General features: G+C 35.3%; 18 protein-coding genes. 13 read left to right on the top strand and 5 right to left on the bottom strand.

Features of this window, described 5'->3' with window-relative positions; translation table 11 throughout:
* The first annotated feature begins 54 nt into the window (after window positions 1-54).
* The 9 genes from recA (at window position 55) to BMZ99_RS02300 (ending at window position 8,723) form a co-directional block, all read left to right on the top strand.
* Window positions 55-1,107: a recombinase RecA gene (gene recA / locus BMZ99_RS02260; RefSeq protein ID WP_090932532.1), complete on the top strand. Its 1,053-nt coding sequence runs from the start codon at window positions 55-57 to the stop codon at window positions 1,105-1,107.
* A complete protein-coding gene (locus BMZ99_RS02265) occupies window positions 1,100-1,555 on the top strand; it encodes a regulatory protein RecX (protein WP_245754769.1) in 456 nt (151 codons plus the stop codon). The genes recA and BMZ99_RS02265 overlap by 8 nt, the downstream gene beginning before the upstream one ends.
* Before the next feature lie 277 nt (window positions 1,556-1,832).
* On the top strand, window positions 1,833-3,395 hold the full coding sequence (gene rny, locus BMZ99_RS02270) for a ribonuclease Y (RefSeq protein WP_090932537.1): 1,563 nt from the start codon (window positions 1,833-1,835) through the stop codon (window positions 3,393-3,395).
* 121 nt (window positions 3,396-3,516) lie between these two features.
* Complete coding sequence (locus BMZ99_RS02275; RefSeq protein ID WP_245754770.1) at window positions 3,517-4,053, top strand: hypothetical protein; 537 nt, start codon at window positions 3,517-3,519, stop codon at window positions 4,051-4,053.
* Between the two features lie 40 nt (window positions 4,054-4,093).
* Window positions 4,094-4,879, top strand: a complete 786-nt coding sequence (locus BMZ99_RS02280; protein WP_090932541.1) for a TIGR00282 family metallophosphoesterase — start codon at window positions 4,094-4,096, stop codon at window positions 4,877-4,879.
* A 108-nt stretch (window positions 4,880-4,987) separates the two neighbouring features.
* Window positions 4,988-5,248 (top strand): stage V sporulation protein S, encoded by a 261-nt coding sequence (locus BMZ99_RS02285; protein ID WP_007934279.1) that lies wholly within the window; start codon window positions 4,988-4,990, stop codon window positions 5,246-5,248.
* A gap of 111 nt (window positions 5,249-5,359) precedes the next feature.
* On the top strand, window positions 5,360-6,862 hold the full coding sequence (locus BMZ99_RS02290; protein ID WP_090932543.1) for a leucyl aminopeptidase: 1,503 nt from the start codon (window positions 5,360-5,362) through the stop codon (window positions 6,860-6,862).
* Window positions 6,859-7,695 carry a PHP domain-containing protein gene (locus BMZ99_RS02295; RefSeq protein WP_090932545.1) on the top strand — a complete coding sequence of 279 codons (837 nt, stop codon included), beginning with the start codon at window positions 6,859-6,861 and terminating at the stop codon, window positions 7,693-7,695. The genes BMZ99_RS02290 and BMZ99_RS02295 overlap by 4 nt, the downstream gene beginning before the upstream one ends.
* Before the next feature lie 203 nt (window positions 7,696-7,898).
* Complete coding sequence (locus BMZ99_RS02300) at window positions 7,899-8,723, top strand: Asp23/Gls24 family envelope stress response protein (protein WP_090932548.1); 825 nt, start codon at window positions 7,899-7,901, stop codon at window positions 8,721-8,723.
* Window positions 8,724-8,735: 12 nt separating this feature from the next.
* On the opposite strand, the gene BMZ99_RS02305 is transcribed toward BMZ99_RS02300, so the two are convergent.
* Window positions 8,736-9,149, bottom strand: a complete 414-nt coding sequence (locus BMZ99_RS02305) for a DUF6173 family protein (protein ID WP_090932550.1) — start codon at window positions 9,147-9,149, stop codon at window positions 8,736-8,738.
* Between the two features lie 113 nt (window positions 9,150-9,262).
* A complete protein-coding gene (locus BMZ99_RS02310; RefSeq protein WP_090932552.1) occupies window positions 9,263-10,234 on the bottom strand; it encodes a site-specific integrase in 972 nt (323 codons plus the stop codon).
* Window positions 10,235-10,426: 192 nt separating this feature from the next.
* Here BMZ99_RS02310 and BMZ99_RS02315 point away from each other — a divergent pair, with 192 nt between their 5' ends.
* The 3 genes from BMZ99_RS02315 (at window position 10,427) to BMZ99_RS26170 (ending at window position 11,412) form a co-directional block, all read left to right on the top strand.
* Window positions 10,427-10,666: an AbrB/MazE/SpoVT family DNA-binding domain-containing protein gene (locus tag BMZ99_RS02315; RefSeq protein WP_090932554.1), complete on the top strand. Its 240-nt coding sequence runs from the start codon at window positions 10,427-10,429 to the stop codon at window positions 10,664-10,666.
* A 35-nt stretch (window positions 10,667-10,701) separates the two neighbouring features.
* Window positions 10,702-11,082 carry a PIN domain-containing protein gene (locus tag BMZ99_RS02320; RefSeq protein WP_090932556.1) on the top strand — a complete coding sequence of 127 codons (381 nt, stop codon included), beginning with the start codon at window positions 10,702-10,704 and terminating at the stop codon, window positions 11,080-11,082.
* 156 nt (window positions 11,083-11,238) lie between these two features.
* Complete coding sequence (locus BMZ99_RS26170; RefSeq protein WP_175490453.1) at window positions 11,239-11,412, top strand: hypothetical protein; 174 nt, start codon at window positions 11,239-11,241, stop codon at window positions 11,410-11,412.
* 89 nt (window positions 11,413-11,501) lie between these two features.
* Here the strand turns inward: BMZ99_RS26170 and BMZ99_RS02325 are convergent, their stop codons facing one another.
* Window positions 11,502-11,810: a LysM peptidoglycan-binding domain-containing protein gene (locus tag BMZ99_RS02325; protein ID WP_090932557.1), complete on the bottom strand. Its 309-nt coding sequence runs from the start codon at window positions 11,808-11,810 to the stop codon at window positions 11,502-11,504.
* A gap of 191 nt (window positions 11,811-12,001) precedes the next feature.
* Here BMZ99_RS02325 and lexA point away from each other — a divergent pair, with 191 nt between their 5' ends.
* Window positions 12,002-12,622, top strand: coding sequence for a transcriptional repressor LexA (lexA, locus tag BMZ99_RS02330; protein ID WP_090932700.1), 621 nt, complete (start codon window positions 12,002-12,004; stop codon window positions 12,620-12,622).
* A gap of 76 nt (window positions 12,623-12,698) precedes the next feature.
* Here the strand turns inward: lexA and BMZ99_RS02335 are convergent, their stop codons facing one another.
* Together BMZ99_RS02335 and hflX are read right to left on the bottom strand one after the other, a co-directional pair.
* Window positions 12,699-13,946 carry a methionine gamma-lyase family protein gene (locus BMZ99_RS02335; RefSeq protein WP_090932558.1) on the bottom strand — a complete coding sequence of 416 codons (1,248 nt, stop codon included), beginning with the start codon at window positions 13,944-13,946 and terminating at the stop codon, window positions 12,699-12,701.
* Window positions 13,943-15,742, bottom strand: a complete 1,800-nt coding sequence (gene hflX / locus BMZ99_RS02340; RefSeq protein ID WP_090932560.1) for a GTPase HflX — start codon at window positions 15,740-15,742, stop codon at window positions 13,943-13,945. The genes BMZ99_RS02335 and hflX overlap by 4 nt, the downstream gene beginning before the upstream one ends.
* Window positions 15,743-15,797 lie beyond the last annotated feature (55 nt).

Here is a 15,797-nt window from a genome sequence, read left to right on the forward strand (position 1 = left end):
GACATTGCGAACAAATGTTTGTACAATAATATTTATAAGGGGGATGATAAACACATGGAGAAATCAACAACATCAGATAAACTACAAGCATTAGAAAGTGCTGTACGCAAAATTGAGAAAGATTTTGGTAAAGGCTCTATTATGAAATTGGGTGAAGCTGCTACCAGAATGAATGTCGAAGTTATTCCAACAGGTGCCTTACCACTTGATATTGCCCTTGGCATTGGTGGCGTGCCTAGAGGTAGAATGATAGAAGTATACGGTCCTGAATCATCTGGTAAAACAACCGTTGCATTGCATATGATAGCCGAAACCCAAAAGTCAGGTGGCTTAGCGGCATTTATCGATGCAGAGCATGCCTTAGACCCTGGATATGCTAAAAATCTTGGTGTTGATATTGATAATTTGCTCATCTCGCAACCAGATAATGGTGAACAAGCTTTAGAAATCTGTGAAGCTCTGGTAAGAAGTAATGCGATTGACATGATCATAATTGATTCGGTTGCCGCTTTAGTACCCAAAGCAGAAATAGATGGCGAAATGGGTGATTCTCATGTGGGTTTACATGCGAGACTGATGTCACAAGCATTACGCAAATTGACTGGTATCATTAGCAAATCACGTACAATAGTTGTATTTATTAATCAAATTCGTGAAAAAGTAGGCGTTATGTTTGGTAATCCAGAAACCACTACTGGTGGACGCGCTCTAAAGTTCTATTCTACAATAAGGTTAGAGGTAAGAAGAGCCGAGAGTCTGAAGCAAGGTAATGATATTATTGGTAACCGTACTAAAATAAAAGTTGTTAAAAATAAAGTTGCTCCACCGTTTAAGCAAGCTGAATTTGATATTATGTATGGTGAAGGAATCTCCCACGAAGGATGTTTAGTCGATATTGGAACTTCCTTTGAAGTTATCAATAAAAGTGGAGCATGGTATTCCTATAAAGATACTCGTCTTGGACAGGGACGAGAAAATGTTAAGGAATTCTTTAAACAAAATCCTGACATCGCAAATGAAATTGACAATAAAATTCGAGAATTGCTCTTGGTGGGGAAAGTTCAAGCGGCTGTGGTTGACTCATTGGATGATTCATCTCTTGAATAGTCATAATGATATCTGGCAATACTCATTACACTTAGTAACTAGACGTTCCCACAGCGAAAAAGAACTACAGCAAAAATTAGAATGCAAAGGTTATAGTTGTGACGCCATCGAAAAAGCTCTTAGACGTTTAAAAGAATATGGTTACATAGATGACATAAAACTTGCAAATCATTTATTTTATAAATATGTAGAAACACATAAATATAGTACCAAGCAAATTTTTTACAAATTAAAGTTGCGTGGTTTACAAGATAGAGTTTTACTTGAAATAGCAAAGGATTTTGACGATGTTGAAGAATGGAAATCTGCCCTTAAAATAATTACGGCTCGTTTTAAAAGCTTGGATACGACTAGTAAAGAAAAGATATATCGCTATTTATCCTCTAGAGGTTTTTCAGCGACTAACATTCATAAAGCCTTACAAACTTTTTACTACAGTGATAAATAAGTTGTAAACATAAAATGATTTGGCATTAGCCAAGTCATTTTATGTTTATTACAATTTATCGTGTGATATAAACTATTCCCAAAGTTATTTTCTTTTCCTTTAAACTCAACTACGAGACATAAGGGATAACTTGACACTACTTTGAAAAACATTTACAATTGAATTAATCAATTGTGTAGACAATTGTTATACTTATCCAATAAAATCAGTTACTTTAGGGGAGTAATTGCGAAATGCTTTAAAAGCTGATTTACGATTTCAGCTTTACCCTTAAAAAATGGAAATAAAAGGAGGTGTAAGGATTATATTTGAATTTATTTTAACTACTGCACTTGTTGCGTTCTTCAGCTTTGGCATAGGCTATTGGATACGCAAAAAAACTGCTGAAGCAAAAATAATCTCAGCTGAAGAAGCTGCGAAGAAAATAATTGTTGAGGCAGAGCGTTCAAGTGAGGCTAAGAAAAAAGAAGCATTGGTGGAAGCCAAAGAAGATATTCATAAACTTAGGAATGAATTAGAACGAGAAACTAAAGAACGTCGTTCTGAGCTCCAACGTTTAGAAAGACGCCTAATGCAAAAAGAAGAAAATCTTGACAGGAAAGTTGACTCTCTTGAGAAAAAAGAGGAGATTATCAGCCATAAAGAAGCTGAATTAGATAAAAGTCAAGAAATAATTAATACTTTATATGCCAAACAATTAGCTGAGTTAGAAAGACTTTCGGGGTTAACCTCTGAAGAAGCTCGTAATTTATTATTAGCGAATGCTCGAGAAGAAATTAAACTTGAAACAGCAATGATGATTAAAGAATTAGAACAGCAAGCAAAAGAAGAGGCTGATAAAAAGGCGCGTAACATCATCTCTTTAGCAATTCAGCGATGTGCCGCAGATCATGTTGCTGAAACTACTGTTTCAGTTGTAGCATTACCTAATGATGAAATGAAGGGTCGCATTATCGGACGCGAAGGACGTAATATTAGGACTTTAGAAACTCTTACTGGCATTGATCTTATTATTGATGATACTCCCGAGGCCGTTATCTTGTCTGGCTTTGATCCGATACGTAGAGAAGTCGCTAGAATTGCACTGGAAAAATTAATTGCTGACGGAAGAATTCATCCTGCGCGTATTGAAGAAATGGTTGAGAAGGCACAGAAAGAAGTTGAGCAGCGAATTAAAGAAGCTGGTGAGCAGGCAACCTTTGAGACTGGTGTTCATGGACTTCATCCAGAAATAATTAAGCTTCTAGGCCGCTTAAAGTATCGCACTAGCTATGGGCAAAATGTACTTAAACATTCTATCGAAGTCGCTCACTTAGCAGGTGTCATGGCCGCTGAATTAGGTGTAGATGTAATGCTGGCAAAACGTGCTGGTCTTTTACACGATCTTGGTAAAGCAGTCAATCATGAGATGGAAGGATCTCATGTAGAATTAGGCATGACTTTAGCAAAAAAATATCGTGAATCACCTGAAGTGGTGAATGCAATTGGTGCTCATCATGGTGATGAAGAACCGATTACAGTACAGGCAGTCTTGGTTGCTGCTGCCGATGCTATTTCTGCTGCTAGGCCTGGTGCTCGCCGTGAAAGTCTTGAAAGTTATCTAAAACGTTTAACCCGCTTAGAAGAAATAGCAGAATCTTTCGAAGGCGTAGAAAAATCCTTTGCGATTCAAGCTGGTCGTGAAATTCGTATTATGGTTAAACCAGATAAAATTGATGATCTAGCATCTGTTAGATTATCAAGAGATATTGTCAAAAAAATTGAAAATGATCTTGAATATCCAGGACAAATTAAAGTAACTGTAATTCGTGAAACACGTGCTGTTGATTACGCAAAGTAAATAGAAAGAATATAAAAACGACCTTGTTAAGGTCGTTTTTATATTCTTCCATATATTTTAAAAAGGAGTTCTTATGCTGCTTAGAGAATAACATAGATCATATTTAAATTTTATTATACTATTGGACGGTGATTTTTTTATGCCCAAATACAAGCAATACGATGACCAAGTTTCTGATGGTGTCAATTTATTGATTTCTATTCTTGTTCGTTATCCTGAAATCGGAAGAATTGGTTTTGACCCGCAAAGTAATTCTTTGAAATTGACATTTTTGTTATCTACTTTGCCATCAAACATTGAATTCGGCAATGTTAAGAACTTATTATTAAATAGTCTAGTTGCTTATACCACATTAGAAGATGTATCCTTAAGTACTTTTGATGTACAATTAGATACCTATGATCAAGTTGCTATGCTAAGCATCTATAGAGATGTACATACTATCTCTAAAGGTGAAATTACTCTGCTAATTGCATTATTGAGAGGTAAGTTTAAAAACCACCTCATCACGGATTTCAATGACTCTTTATTAGAAGAAGACCTACTAATTCAAGAAGAAGTTATTGAAGATATGCTAATAAATATTAAAAAGCATCATACAGAAAATAGATTAATCGGTATTCGTGAAGATGGTAGAGTTTTGGTCTTTAACAAATAATATAACAATATAATCTATTTCTCATATGGAGGGTAAACAATTGAATGTAATGATAATCGGTGATATTTGTGGGCAACCAGGCAGGCGTACAGCAGCTCATTATATTCCTTTAGTAAAAGAGAAATATAACCTTGATTTAATTATTGCTAATGGTGAGAATTCAGCTGGAGGTGTAGGAATTACAGCAAATGTCTTAGCAGAATTATTGGATCTTGGTATTGATTGCATTACAACCGGGAATCATATTTGGGATAAAAAGGAAGTTTTTGATTTTATCGATACTGAAAAGCGATTACTTCGTCCTGCAAATTATCCACCAGGTGCACCTGGCAAAGGCTATAATATTATCTCTATACACAATTGCAATATTGCTGTCATTAATCTTTTAGGTAGAGTGTTTATGCCTCCTGTCGACTGTCCATTTCGTACCGCTGATCAAATTTTATCCGAAGTGAAAGATCAATGCGAAATTATTATTATTGATTTTCATGCTGAGGCTACTTCTGAAAAATTAGCTTTAGGATATTATTTAGATGGCAAAGTTTCTTGCATAGTAGGAACACACACACATATTCAAACTGCAGATGAGCGCATTTTACCAGAAGGAACCGCTTTTATTTCAGATATTGGTATGGTGGGAAGCTGGAACTCAATTTTAGGTGTCGATAAAGAACCTGTTATTAAAAAATTTATAACAGGATTGCCAACTAAATTTACTGTAGCATCTGGTAACGAGACAATCTTCTGTGGCATAGTTATTAAAATAGATAATTCCACTAATAAGATCAGTAAAATTATCCGAATACAAGAAAATTTTAAATTTTAAATTTATTTATTTTAGATAAAAAAGGAATTTTTTGGGTTAGCAACGAATACTGATATAATAAGGACTTTATCATTTGCTTTTCTAACTTAAAGGAGGGTACTAAAAAACATGGAAGTCTTGAAAGTATCAGCAAAATCTAACCCGAATTCTGTAGCAGGTGCATTGGCCGGAGTGCTAAGAGAACGTGGTGGTGCTGAAATGCAAGCCATCGGTGCAGGAGCACTTAACCAGGCAGTAAAAGCAGTAGCAATTGCAAGAGGATTTGTAGCACCACATGGTGTTGATCTTATTTGCATCCCTGCCTTTACAGATATTCTAATTGATGGTGAAGAACGAACCGCGATGAAACTAATAGTCCAACCAAGATAAATGATTAAAACCTGTTCTTTAGAGCAGGTTTTAGCTATTTTTTTGGGTATAATAATAATATAATATATGTGATACACACTTATACTTAAATATGAAATAAGGAGTCTGACAATGAAAATAGCTACAATAGATAAGTCAATTATTAAAATATCATGTGATACTTTAATAATTAACGTATACAAAAATATCAAAGATACAACTCCAATTGTCGATATACTTGACCAGGCATTATCAAACTACATCAGTTCAATTATACTGGCTCAACCTAATTGTAGTGATTTTGGAGAAACTACTATTATTTATACTTTAGGAGCAATAGAGGCTAAACATATCATACTCGTGGGCATTGGGAATAAAGAAGAGTTAACAACTGATAAAATTCGCTCAGCAGCAGCAATTGCTATACGTGCAGCAAAAAAGATTCATTCTTCATCAATTGCATTTCGCCCTTCTGATCTACTTACACGTACAAATGATTTCCAGATGGTTACACAAGCTATCGTTGAAGGAGCATTACTAGGCGCCTATCAATTCGACCATTATAAAACAAAGAATATGACTCCTATGCCCCTTAACTCTTTGTTTTTGATTGAAAGCAATTCAAATAATATTACAGCGATACAAAAAGGGATCCATATTGGATCTATAATAGGTCCGAGCGTAAACTTTGCTCGTGATTTAGTAAATCATCCATCTCAATATATGACACCATCTAAAATGGCAGCACACGCGCAAGAAATATCAAAAAAATATAACTTGGAATTATTAATATTAGAGAAGGAAGATATGATCTGTGAAAAAATGCATGCCTTACTTTCAGTCTCTCAAGGTAGTATCCAGCCTCCTAAAATGATTATCCTAAAATATATAGGAGATCCGGCTAATAAGTATCTTACAGCATTTGTAGGAAAAGGCGTCACTTTTGATAGTGGCGGAATCTCCATAAAACCCAGTTTAAACATGAGTGAAATGAAAGATGATATGGCTGGAGGAGCTGCAGTCTTAGGCGCAATGGCTGCTATTGGGCAATTAAAACCGAAAGTCAATATAATAGGTGTTATTCCTTGTGTCGAAAATATGCCTTCAGGTAAGGCTTATAAACCTGGAGACGTAATTTATTCTATGAGCGGCAAAACCATAGAAATTATTACTACAGATGCTGAAGGAAGGTTAATTCTTGCTGATGCTATTACCTATGCGAATAAGTTAGGAGCTACTCACATTATTGATATAGCGACATTAACTGGTGCTTGCGTGGTTGCTTTAGGAAATGTGGCCTCCGGTATCATGACAAATGATGCTACACTTTGTCGACAAGTTCTGCAAGCAGCGGCTGAAACAGGAGAAAAGATGTGGGAACTTCCTAATTTCAGTGAATATAAAAAGGATATACAAAGCAATATTGCTGATCTAAAAAATTCTGGTGGCCGCATGGCTGGAGCTATTACCGCAGGTTCATTTATTGAAGAATTTGTTGAGAATGCATCATGGGTACATATCGATATTGCTGGCACTGCAAATGTTGAGAAAGATGACGGATATATTCTTAAAGGTGGTACTGGGGTTGGAACAAGAACTTTAATTCAATTAGCACAGAATATGAGCCAAATATGACAGCAGATCTACATATTCATACTACAGCTTCTGATGGACGATTTACCCCTGAAGAAATTTTAAAACACGCTATTGATGCAAAACTATCTTATATTGCCATTACGGATCACGATACTGTAAATGGTTTACTAGAGCTATATGAAGACAACAATAGGATTGATTCCATTTGTCTAATCCCCGGCATTGAATTCACTACAGATTTGCCCAAAAATGAAGTTCATATTCTAGGATACCATATTGATATCTATAATGAAGAGCTACGCAAACAATTAGATATTTTAGTAACCCATCGCCATGAACGCACAAAAAAAATTATTAAAAGACTCAAACAATTGGGTTATACAATTGATTACTTACGTGTAATCGAATTAGCACAACACGCTACCTCTATCGGCAGACCACATATTGCTAGAGCATTAGTAGAAAAGGGGTATTTTTCTACAGTATCTGAAGTCTTTACCACCTTACTAAATAAAGACGGAGCTGCGTATGTACCCCACTATATGCTAACGCCATTACAAGTTATTACTTTAATAAAAAATGCTGGTGGCATCCCAATATTGGCCCACCCTGGTTTAGTTGGTAATGATACTATTATTCCAGATTTAATTCATCATGGTCTTTTGGGCCTAGAAGTTTATCATCCTACCCATGATCAAATGCAAACACAGAAATATTTAGATATGGCAAAACAGTTTCAGTTATTAGTAACAGGTGGGTCAGATTTTCATGCTGTTCCTAATCGATTCCCTGAAGAACTAGGTTTATTCACAATCCCCGCAATATTAGCTAAGGAAATAAATAAATATAAATTAAACAATCGTTCATACTAACGAATTATAAAAATATTCCTAGCCACTGAATCGGGTGACTAGGAATATCCATATTGACTTCATCCTTGCTTCTTACGATATTTCTTCAAAATAACATTGCAATTATTTTTTTCTTGACAACATCTCGAAAGATGTTTATTTTTATTTATGAACCCTTGTATCAATATATAAAAAATATAATATAAAAAGTAGGAGGCTACCCGATGGATATCATCGCATTAGTGGGGCCAAGCGGGACTGGAAAAAGTCACCGAGCATTAATTGTAGCACATGAACATCATATTGATACAATTATTGATGATGGTTTACTAATTAAGGATAGTAAAATTATTGCTGGTCATTCTGCGAAAAAAGAAGCTAGTAAAATAATGGCCGTAAAACGAGCAATTTTCATGGAAGCCGACCATGCTCAAGAAGTGAGAGAAGCTATTCAGAAGGTAAAGCCAACCCGTATTTTAGTATTAGGCACTTCAGTAAATATGGTAGAAAAAATTGTTCATGTATTAGAACTACCAGAAATACAACAAATTATTATGATCGAAGATATCGCTACAGCCGCAGAAATTGCAAAAGCTAGAGAAAGTAGATTAAAAGAAGGCAAGCATATAATTCCTGTACCAACAATTGAGCTAAAACCACATTTTTCAGGTTATTTGATTGATCCATTAGAAATCTTTTTTAAAAAGCCTAAGAAACGAAGGCATAAAATTGGTGAAAAATCAATTGTACGCCCAACCTTTAGCTATTACGGAAAGCTACTTATCTCAGATGCCGCAATAGCCACAATTGTCGGGTATGTGGCCACAATTGATCCGGAAATTCCCACCACAGGTCAAATCAATATCAAAAATTCTCACGACAAAGAAACTGGAATTTCGATTCAACTTGATATAACTGTTCGTTACGGTAATTCCCTCAAGATCATTGCACACGAAGCTCAAAAACGTATTAAAAGTATGGTAGAACATATGACTGGACTATTAGTAAAAGAAGTAAACATTTCTGTCAAACGACTTAGTTTAGAATAACTTATTTTCTTCTCACTTTTTATTTTTTATTTTTGGAAAAAAGTAAGCTGGATAACTTTCTTGATTGCGGAATAATTCTGGACAAAAACCGATTGGATTCTTTGGCTCTTCTGGATTTTTACGTTGTACGGCAGTGAGCAGGAAACTAATTTGATTGACATGTTGAACTAATTGAATGGCAGATCCCTCTGGAGTTTCACCATAAAAACAAATCAGTTTTGGATTAAAATAACCAATATTATGTACTGTAAATTGTACAGTTTGACCAAAGTTTACTAACTTAATGCCAACTTCATGTTCCTGATTAAGTCCTTTATCAAACTCATCCATATAGTGACTTAGTTGTCTAAAAAAATCACTGGCAAGTTCTAAGTTTTCTCCGTCTAATATTACATTTTCACTAATATTACTTTCTGAAGAATTCATTTTATTGTTCCCCCCCTTAATCACATTATATGGATCACATAAGATCAACATGCTATAAATAAATATAAAAAATAAGAGTGCTTGAAAAGCACTCTTATTTTTTATATTTATACTTATAGCCCTAACTTTGCTGAAGCATTATTTTTAAAAAGATTCTGCTTTCTAATATATTCTCGTACCATCTCAACACTCCGATGACCTGTTTGCCTCATGATATCATCTAAAGATGCTCCATTAGCAGATGCTTCGGTAGCAAAACCAGCACGCAGACTATGCCCGGAATATTCCCCTGCTGGTAGTCCAATTTTCTGAACATACTCCTTTACAATCCTGGCTACAGAATGGGAAGATGCTAATCTCTTTTTCGAGACTTGACCATATTTATTGATTTGGCGAAAAAGCGCTCCCTCTTTAATTTGAGCCGCTTCGATCCAATCTTGTAAAATTCGAACTGGACAAGTATCTGGATTGGAACCATAGGCAATCCCTTTTTCCATCCCTGCACCTTCCTGATCTGTTTTCGATTTACGAAGAAGAACCCTAATTCCTTCTCTTGTAAAGCGAACATCCTCAATATTTAAGGAAATTAACTCAGACCGACGAAATGCTCCAGAAAATCCGATTAATAATAACGCACAATCGCGAAGATCTCTTATGTCATCTTTTTTCTCACAAAAATGCTGTATGTCTTCAGCTAAAATAGGATTTTTTTTATTACGCATAATACCTAATTCACGCTTAATGCCTTTCATTGTATCCATTACAATTTTAGCCGACGTCGGAGAATCATAACCTGCTGTTGCATGCGCTTGGCTAATTGTGCTCTTTTTACGAGCTATAGTGCTAGGCCTCTTATTTCCTGCAAATAAGTACGACAAATACGCCACGACTGTCTCCGATTCCGCTGGCAATGAAGATACTTTATTCTTCTTACACCAATCAGAAAATTCCTTCCAATCGGAAAAATATGCTTTTCTAGTATTTTCCGCTTTAGAATTAATAATTAATCTTTTTCCTTGTTCTATGTATGAATTATATAATTCAACTGAAATTTCCTTTTTAGTATCCATTATACTATTTTTCACATTTAATCTCCTTTTTCGTATTTATCAATATACGATAATCTTAAATTATCGTATATTGAGTTTTTATTTTATTTTATCCCAATAAAGAGGAGTCGTCAATTTCTTTTTAGCAATTTGCTTGAGATTTCTTCTTATTTGTAGTAAAATTATAAAATCCTAATTTTACTACAAATAAGAAAGAAGTGATATACAGTGAATTATTCTTGTAAAGTTAACTCCAAAGGACAAATAACCATTCCGTCGCAAATTAGAAAACTATTATCAATTCAAGAAGATGACGTATTGCTCGCAGAAAAGACCGATGAAGGAGCTATTGTGTTAAAAGGTGGAAAAAGCGTTAATTTTGATAAAGATACAAACAGTTTACTACGAGTTCTGGAAGAAACATTTTCTGTCATGAAAAAGAGGGAGAAGATCACTGAAGCTCAATGAGCTTGAATTCTTAAAAGATATGGAGGTTATTTAATATGAATCAAATTCTCATGGATGTATCTATTTTGAAATCTCATCTAAATGGGTGTAAAGCCACTATTGATTTTTTACGCACAGTGGCGCAAAGTAATGCTCCTTTGCCTGCCATCTCCGCAATTACAGAAATGGAGCTTCATACAATTCCTCAACTCGACCCTGCAGTAATTACCAAGCTTCTCACTACTACGAGAATTTTCCCTTTATCTTCTTCCATTGCCCAAAAAGCAGGAAACCTAAAAATACAATATCCTGAAACAACTACCGAACATGCAATTGTTGCTGCTACCGCTTTAGAAAATGGCTTTCCTCTTATTACCTTTGATGTCAATGCATATAGAATTTTCCCAGGGTTAATTATTTTTAATATACCGGAGTAGTAGTAACATATATGTAACGATGGTTATTACTCTTGATTTAGAAAGTTAAAAACCTTTTTATAATCTTAAATAAGTTTTGCATAATACCTGAGGAAGAATAATAAAATACATCAATGAATAATCTTATAATTCTGAATTTCAGGAGGGCATTTATTTATGTATAAACAAATATGGTGTGAGCATGTAGAAAAAATTGCAAAGTATATCACTGTAGAATATCATTTTGAAAGTGAAACGAAGAAACTACGAATACAATCGTGGCTTTGTCCAGAATGCGGAGTCCACGGAGCGAACTCAGAAATTATAGTTCCCATTACGATAAATAGATAACGGTTCTTATCATTAAAACAAATTAGCAATTTAACATAACTTGTGTATAATAATTTTAGCAAGAGAAACGAACTAAGTTCTGACTACACTTAGTTCGTTTCTCTTGCTAATCTAATGTTATCTGATGCAACAGGTATTTTCAAAAGTTGCCCGGGATATATTTGTGTATTATTGTCTAATCGATTCACTTGCTTAATCGCTGCAATCAAACTACGAATATCATCTTTATCTGTAACATATCTTGCAGAAATAGTCCACAATGAATCTCCTTTATTAACATCAATAATTTGATATGTGGCACATGACAAATATTTGTTAGAAAACTCAAAACTAGTATCATATAAAAATATAGACGCAATTAACAATATTATAAGCCAAACGGTATCTATTTTATGCACTATACAATCCTCCGAACGTATGTTTGTTTTTTGTAATCTCATTTTAACACAGTACATATGTTCGGTCAAGAGTAATGATTAATAAAAACGAACAAACGTTTGCGATTTTAATTAATTATTGTTATAATGATAATAATATTGAAATTATACTCATTATAACCAATGTTTATTTTGATTTAGGAGATGAAGTTGTGAATAAAGAAGATTTATTAACATCTAGGCAAAGCCAGATTTTAACCTATATTAAAAACACATTACGCGCAAAGGGTTATCCCCCCTCAGTAAGAGAGATTGGTAAAGCTGTTGGTTTAAGTTCTAGTTCCACTGTACATAGTCATTTAGCAAAAATCGAAGAAATGGGTTTTATACGCCGTGATCCTACTAAACCTCGAACGATTGAAATCTTGGGAGAAACACCATGGAAGCAGGAAACATTTGTTTCAGTACCATTAGTTGGTCGTGTTACCGCAGGGCAACCTATTTTAGCTATTGAAAACATCGAAGAAACATATGCGCTTCCCAAAAATTTAATTGGTAATAACGAAAATATCTTTATGCTTACAGTCCAAGGAAATAGCATGATCAATGCAGGTATTTTAGATGGAGACTATGTTTTAGTTAATAAACAGAAGACCGCTAATAATAATGATATTGTAGTTGCTTTACTTGATAATGAAGAAGCTACTGTAAAACGCTTTTTTAAAGAGAAAGAGTTTATACGATTACAGCCCGAAAATGACAGTATGTCTCCCATTTATTCTCGCAATGTATCAATACTAGGTAAAGTAGTTGGTATATTCCGCAGTATGTAACAATATAGGTTCCGATAAAGAATAGTCAAAGGCAACTACTTATTAATATAGGTAGCTGCCTTTGACTTATTCTTATTCAATTATTAATTTTTAATATTTCAGCAGCAGCTCCCATCGTTCCAACTATAGCATGTTCTAAGGTTAATCCACCTTGTAAGTAAACGATGTACGGCGGACGCAAAGGACCATCAGCACTTAATTCAATCGATGCACCTTGCACAAAGGTACCTGCAGCCATAATAATCGCATCCTGGTACCCTGGCATTGCACTAGGCTCCGGCCGTACATGAGCATCTACCGGAGAATATTTTTGAATCCCCTGACAAAATGCTATTAATTTTTCTGGTGAGTCAAGTTGGATCGCTTGAATAATATCACTACGTTCTTCAATAGGAAGAGGTAATGTCTTATAACCTAATAAAGAAAAAAATACAGAAGCAAATATAGCCCCCTTAACAGCTTGGGCTGTAGTATGTGGCGCCATAAACATTCCTTGAAATAGAAGGCGATTATCAACAAGTGACGCACCTAACTCACTTCCAATACCTGGCGCAGTCATTCGATAAGCAGTTTGTTCAACCAATTCTTTTTTTCCGACTATATATCCACCTGTTGGAGCAATACCACCTCCAGGATTCTTAATCAATGAACCTGCCATAATATCAGCACCAACAGCAGTTGGTTCTAAGACATCAACAAACTCACCATAACAATTGTCAACAAAACATATACATTCAGGATCAATCTTCTTTACGTTAGCGCATAATTCCTTTATGTCATCAATCGTTAAAGGTGCTCGCATACTATACCCTCGAGACCTTTGAATCAAAACCATTTTAGTATTAGGTTTCATAGCTCTAGCAATATTTTTTATATCTACTCCGCTATCAATCATAGGAAGTTCTGAATAACCGATACCAAATTCTTTTAAAGAACCAGGCGAGGAACAAGTATGCCCAATAACAGTTTGCATGGTGTCGTAAGGCGCTCCTGTAAGGGATAATAGTTCCTGTCCAGGACGTAGTAAACCAAAAAGCACAGTAGCTAATGCATGGGTTCCAGATACAAATTGAGTACGCACCAATGCTTTTTCTGCTCCACAAATGTCAGCCCAAACCTCTTCTATCTTTTCTCGTCCAGCGTCATTATAGGCATAACCTGAGGTGGTACGAAAGTGATAATCAGATACTCTGTGTTTACGAAATATTTCTAGAACTCTAGTAGTGTTTTTTTCGGATATTTCATCTACTCGAGTAAATGAAGAAGTTGCCTGCTGTAATGCTTGTTTACGTATTTCTAGTATTTCTTCACTAAATTTAGTCATTCTTGCTCTACTCCTATAGTATATCGATTAAAATAATTAGTTTGGTCCGGAGACAGTGAAATAATTACATAGATACCATCTTCGCGATACTCCGTAGAATGAACATTTGATATGTCATATAGCTTAGATATCACATTACTTTCGTCATATGGTATCAGCAAATGCATCTCAATGGTTTTCTGCTTTATAGCGTCTTCAATTAATAATAACAGTCCTTCAACACCATGACCACGCAAAGCAGAAATCATGACACTATTTTCTGTTTTTAAAAGAGCACTTACGCTATTCGGATCTCCTATTTTATCTGCCTTATTAAAAATTGTAATTAATTGTTTTATATCTACATTCAATTCGTGTAAAACCTGAAAAACAGCATGACTTTGTTCTTGATATTGAGGATGACTAACATCAACAACATGCAGGAGAATATCAGCTTGTACAACCTCCTCTAAGGTAGCACGAAATGCAGCAATTAATTGGTGTGGCAACTTTTGTATAAAGCCAACTGTATCAGTAATTAAGGCTTGCTGGCCATTTGTTAACGTAATGTTCCTAGTTGTTGGATCAAGCGTTGCAAATAATTTATCCTCGGCCAATACTTCCGATGCCGTAAGCAGGTTAAGCAAAGTCGATTTCCCTGCATTTGTATAGCCAACTAAAGCGATCGTAGGAATGCGAGTAATTTCTCTACGTTTACGATGCAAATTACGCTGTTTTTTTATATATTCAATTTGTCTTGTGATATCATTTACGCGGTCTCTAATTCGACGTCTATCTACTTCAAGTTTGGTTTCGCCAGGACCTCTAGTACCAATACCACCGCCTAAACGAGATAATACTAATCCTTGTCCACCTAATCTGGGTAAATTATAGCGAAGCTGGGCTAATTCAACCTGCAATTTCCCTTCATGAGATCGAGCACGCTGCGCAAAAATATCTAAAATTAGCGCCGTACGGTCTAAAACTTTAACCCCCAAAGCTTTCTCAAGATTGCGCTGCTGCGCAGGTGATAACTCATCATCAAAAACAATGAGATTTGCATTCTTTTCCTGACTCAGCAAGCTAAGCTCCTCCACTTTTCCACGTCCAATAAATAATGCTGAATCTGGGCGATCCCTCTTTTGCCAAGTCATACCTAAAACTTCTGCACCAGCCGTCTCTGCTAATTGTGCCAATTCCTTTAATGAATCAGTAATTTGCCACTTTCCTTGCCTCTCTAGACCAACCAATAGAGCCCTTTCAGTTTCTGCAATAGCACTCGTTTTATTATTTAAATCGAGTTGACGCTCAATTTGCGCAGTTAAATATGTAATGTCCAGCTCTATGAAGTCTTCCATGGACAAAGGGCCAATCATTTGAGTATTAAATTGATCATTTTCAATATTGGTAATAATACCAAAACTTGCTTGTATCTTCCCCTCTTTGCGTCCCAGTGTAGCCATTAGATCAAAGCGCATTTCCTTTAATGAAGCTACGTCTACCCCACTAAGTTCCGTCTCCCCGCTAGGATGAGTATGAATACATCGAATACCACTTAATCGATTGACAGAACGCCGCCCATCAATTTCTGGCAATGTTACGGTATATACATCGCCAACTGCTACACAAGTAACTTGTCCTTTTCTGGTAATATATACAACCAGTTCTCGATTCAGGTCATCTGTCAGATCGATTAATTTTTGAGCTAATTCACTTGTTATGACTTGCCCAAAGGGAATAGTAAATTCATATAATTCTTCAAGTCTATTAATAGTACTTTTTCGTATACCATTGACCTCTCCATATATAGTCGCCAATTTATTTCACACTCCTTCGGACCTATTCCATTTTACTAGATGAATAAGTCCAGTA

Origin of the sequence: Pelosinus propionicus DSM 13327 (assembly GCF_900114615.1) — a bacterium.
GTDB lineage: Bacteria > Bacillota > Negativicutes > DSM-13327 > DSM-13327 > Pelosinus > Pelosinus propionicus.

Coding starts and splice junctions, on each gene's coding strand:
- rny (WP_090932537.1), top strand. CDS start 1,833: ATGGAAATAAAAGGAGGTGTAAGGATTATATTTGAATTTATTTTAACT.
- recA (WP_090932532.1), top strand. CDS start 55: ATGGAGAAATCAACAACATCAGATAAACTACAAGCATTAGAAAGTGCT.
- BMZ99_RS26170 (WP_175490453.1), top strand. CDS start 11,239: ATGTATAAACAAATATGGTGTGAGCATGTAGAAAAAATTGCAAAGTAT.
- BMZ99_RS02335 (WP_090932558.1), bottom strand. CDS start 13,946: ATGACTAAATTTAGTGAAGAAATACTAGAAATACGTAAACAAGCATTA.
- BMZ99_RS02300 (WP_090932548.1), top strand. CDS start 7,899: ATGGATATCATCGCATTAGTGGGGCCAAGCGGGACTGGAAAAAGTCAC.
- BMZ99_RS02285 (WP_007934279.1), top strand. CDS start 4,988: ATGGAAGTCTTGAAAGTATCAGCAAAATCTAACCCGAATTCTGTAGCA.
- BMZ99_RS02320 (WP_090932556.1), top strand. CDS start 10,702: ATGAATCAAATTCTCATGGATGTATCTATTTTGAAATCTCATCTAAAT.
- BMZ99_RS02295 (WP_090932545.1), top strand. CDS start 6,859: ATGACAGCAGATCTACATATTCATACTACAGCTTCTGATGGACGATTT.
- BMZ99_RS02305 (WP_090932550.1), bottom strand. CDS start 9,149: ATGAATTCTTCAGAAAGTAATATTAGTGAAAATGTAATATTAGACGGA.
- BMZ99_RS02290 (WP_090932543.1), top strand. CDS start 5,360: ATGAAAATAGCTACAATAGATAAGTCAATTATTAAAATATCATGTGAT.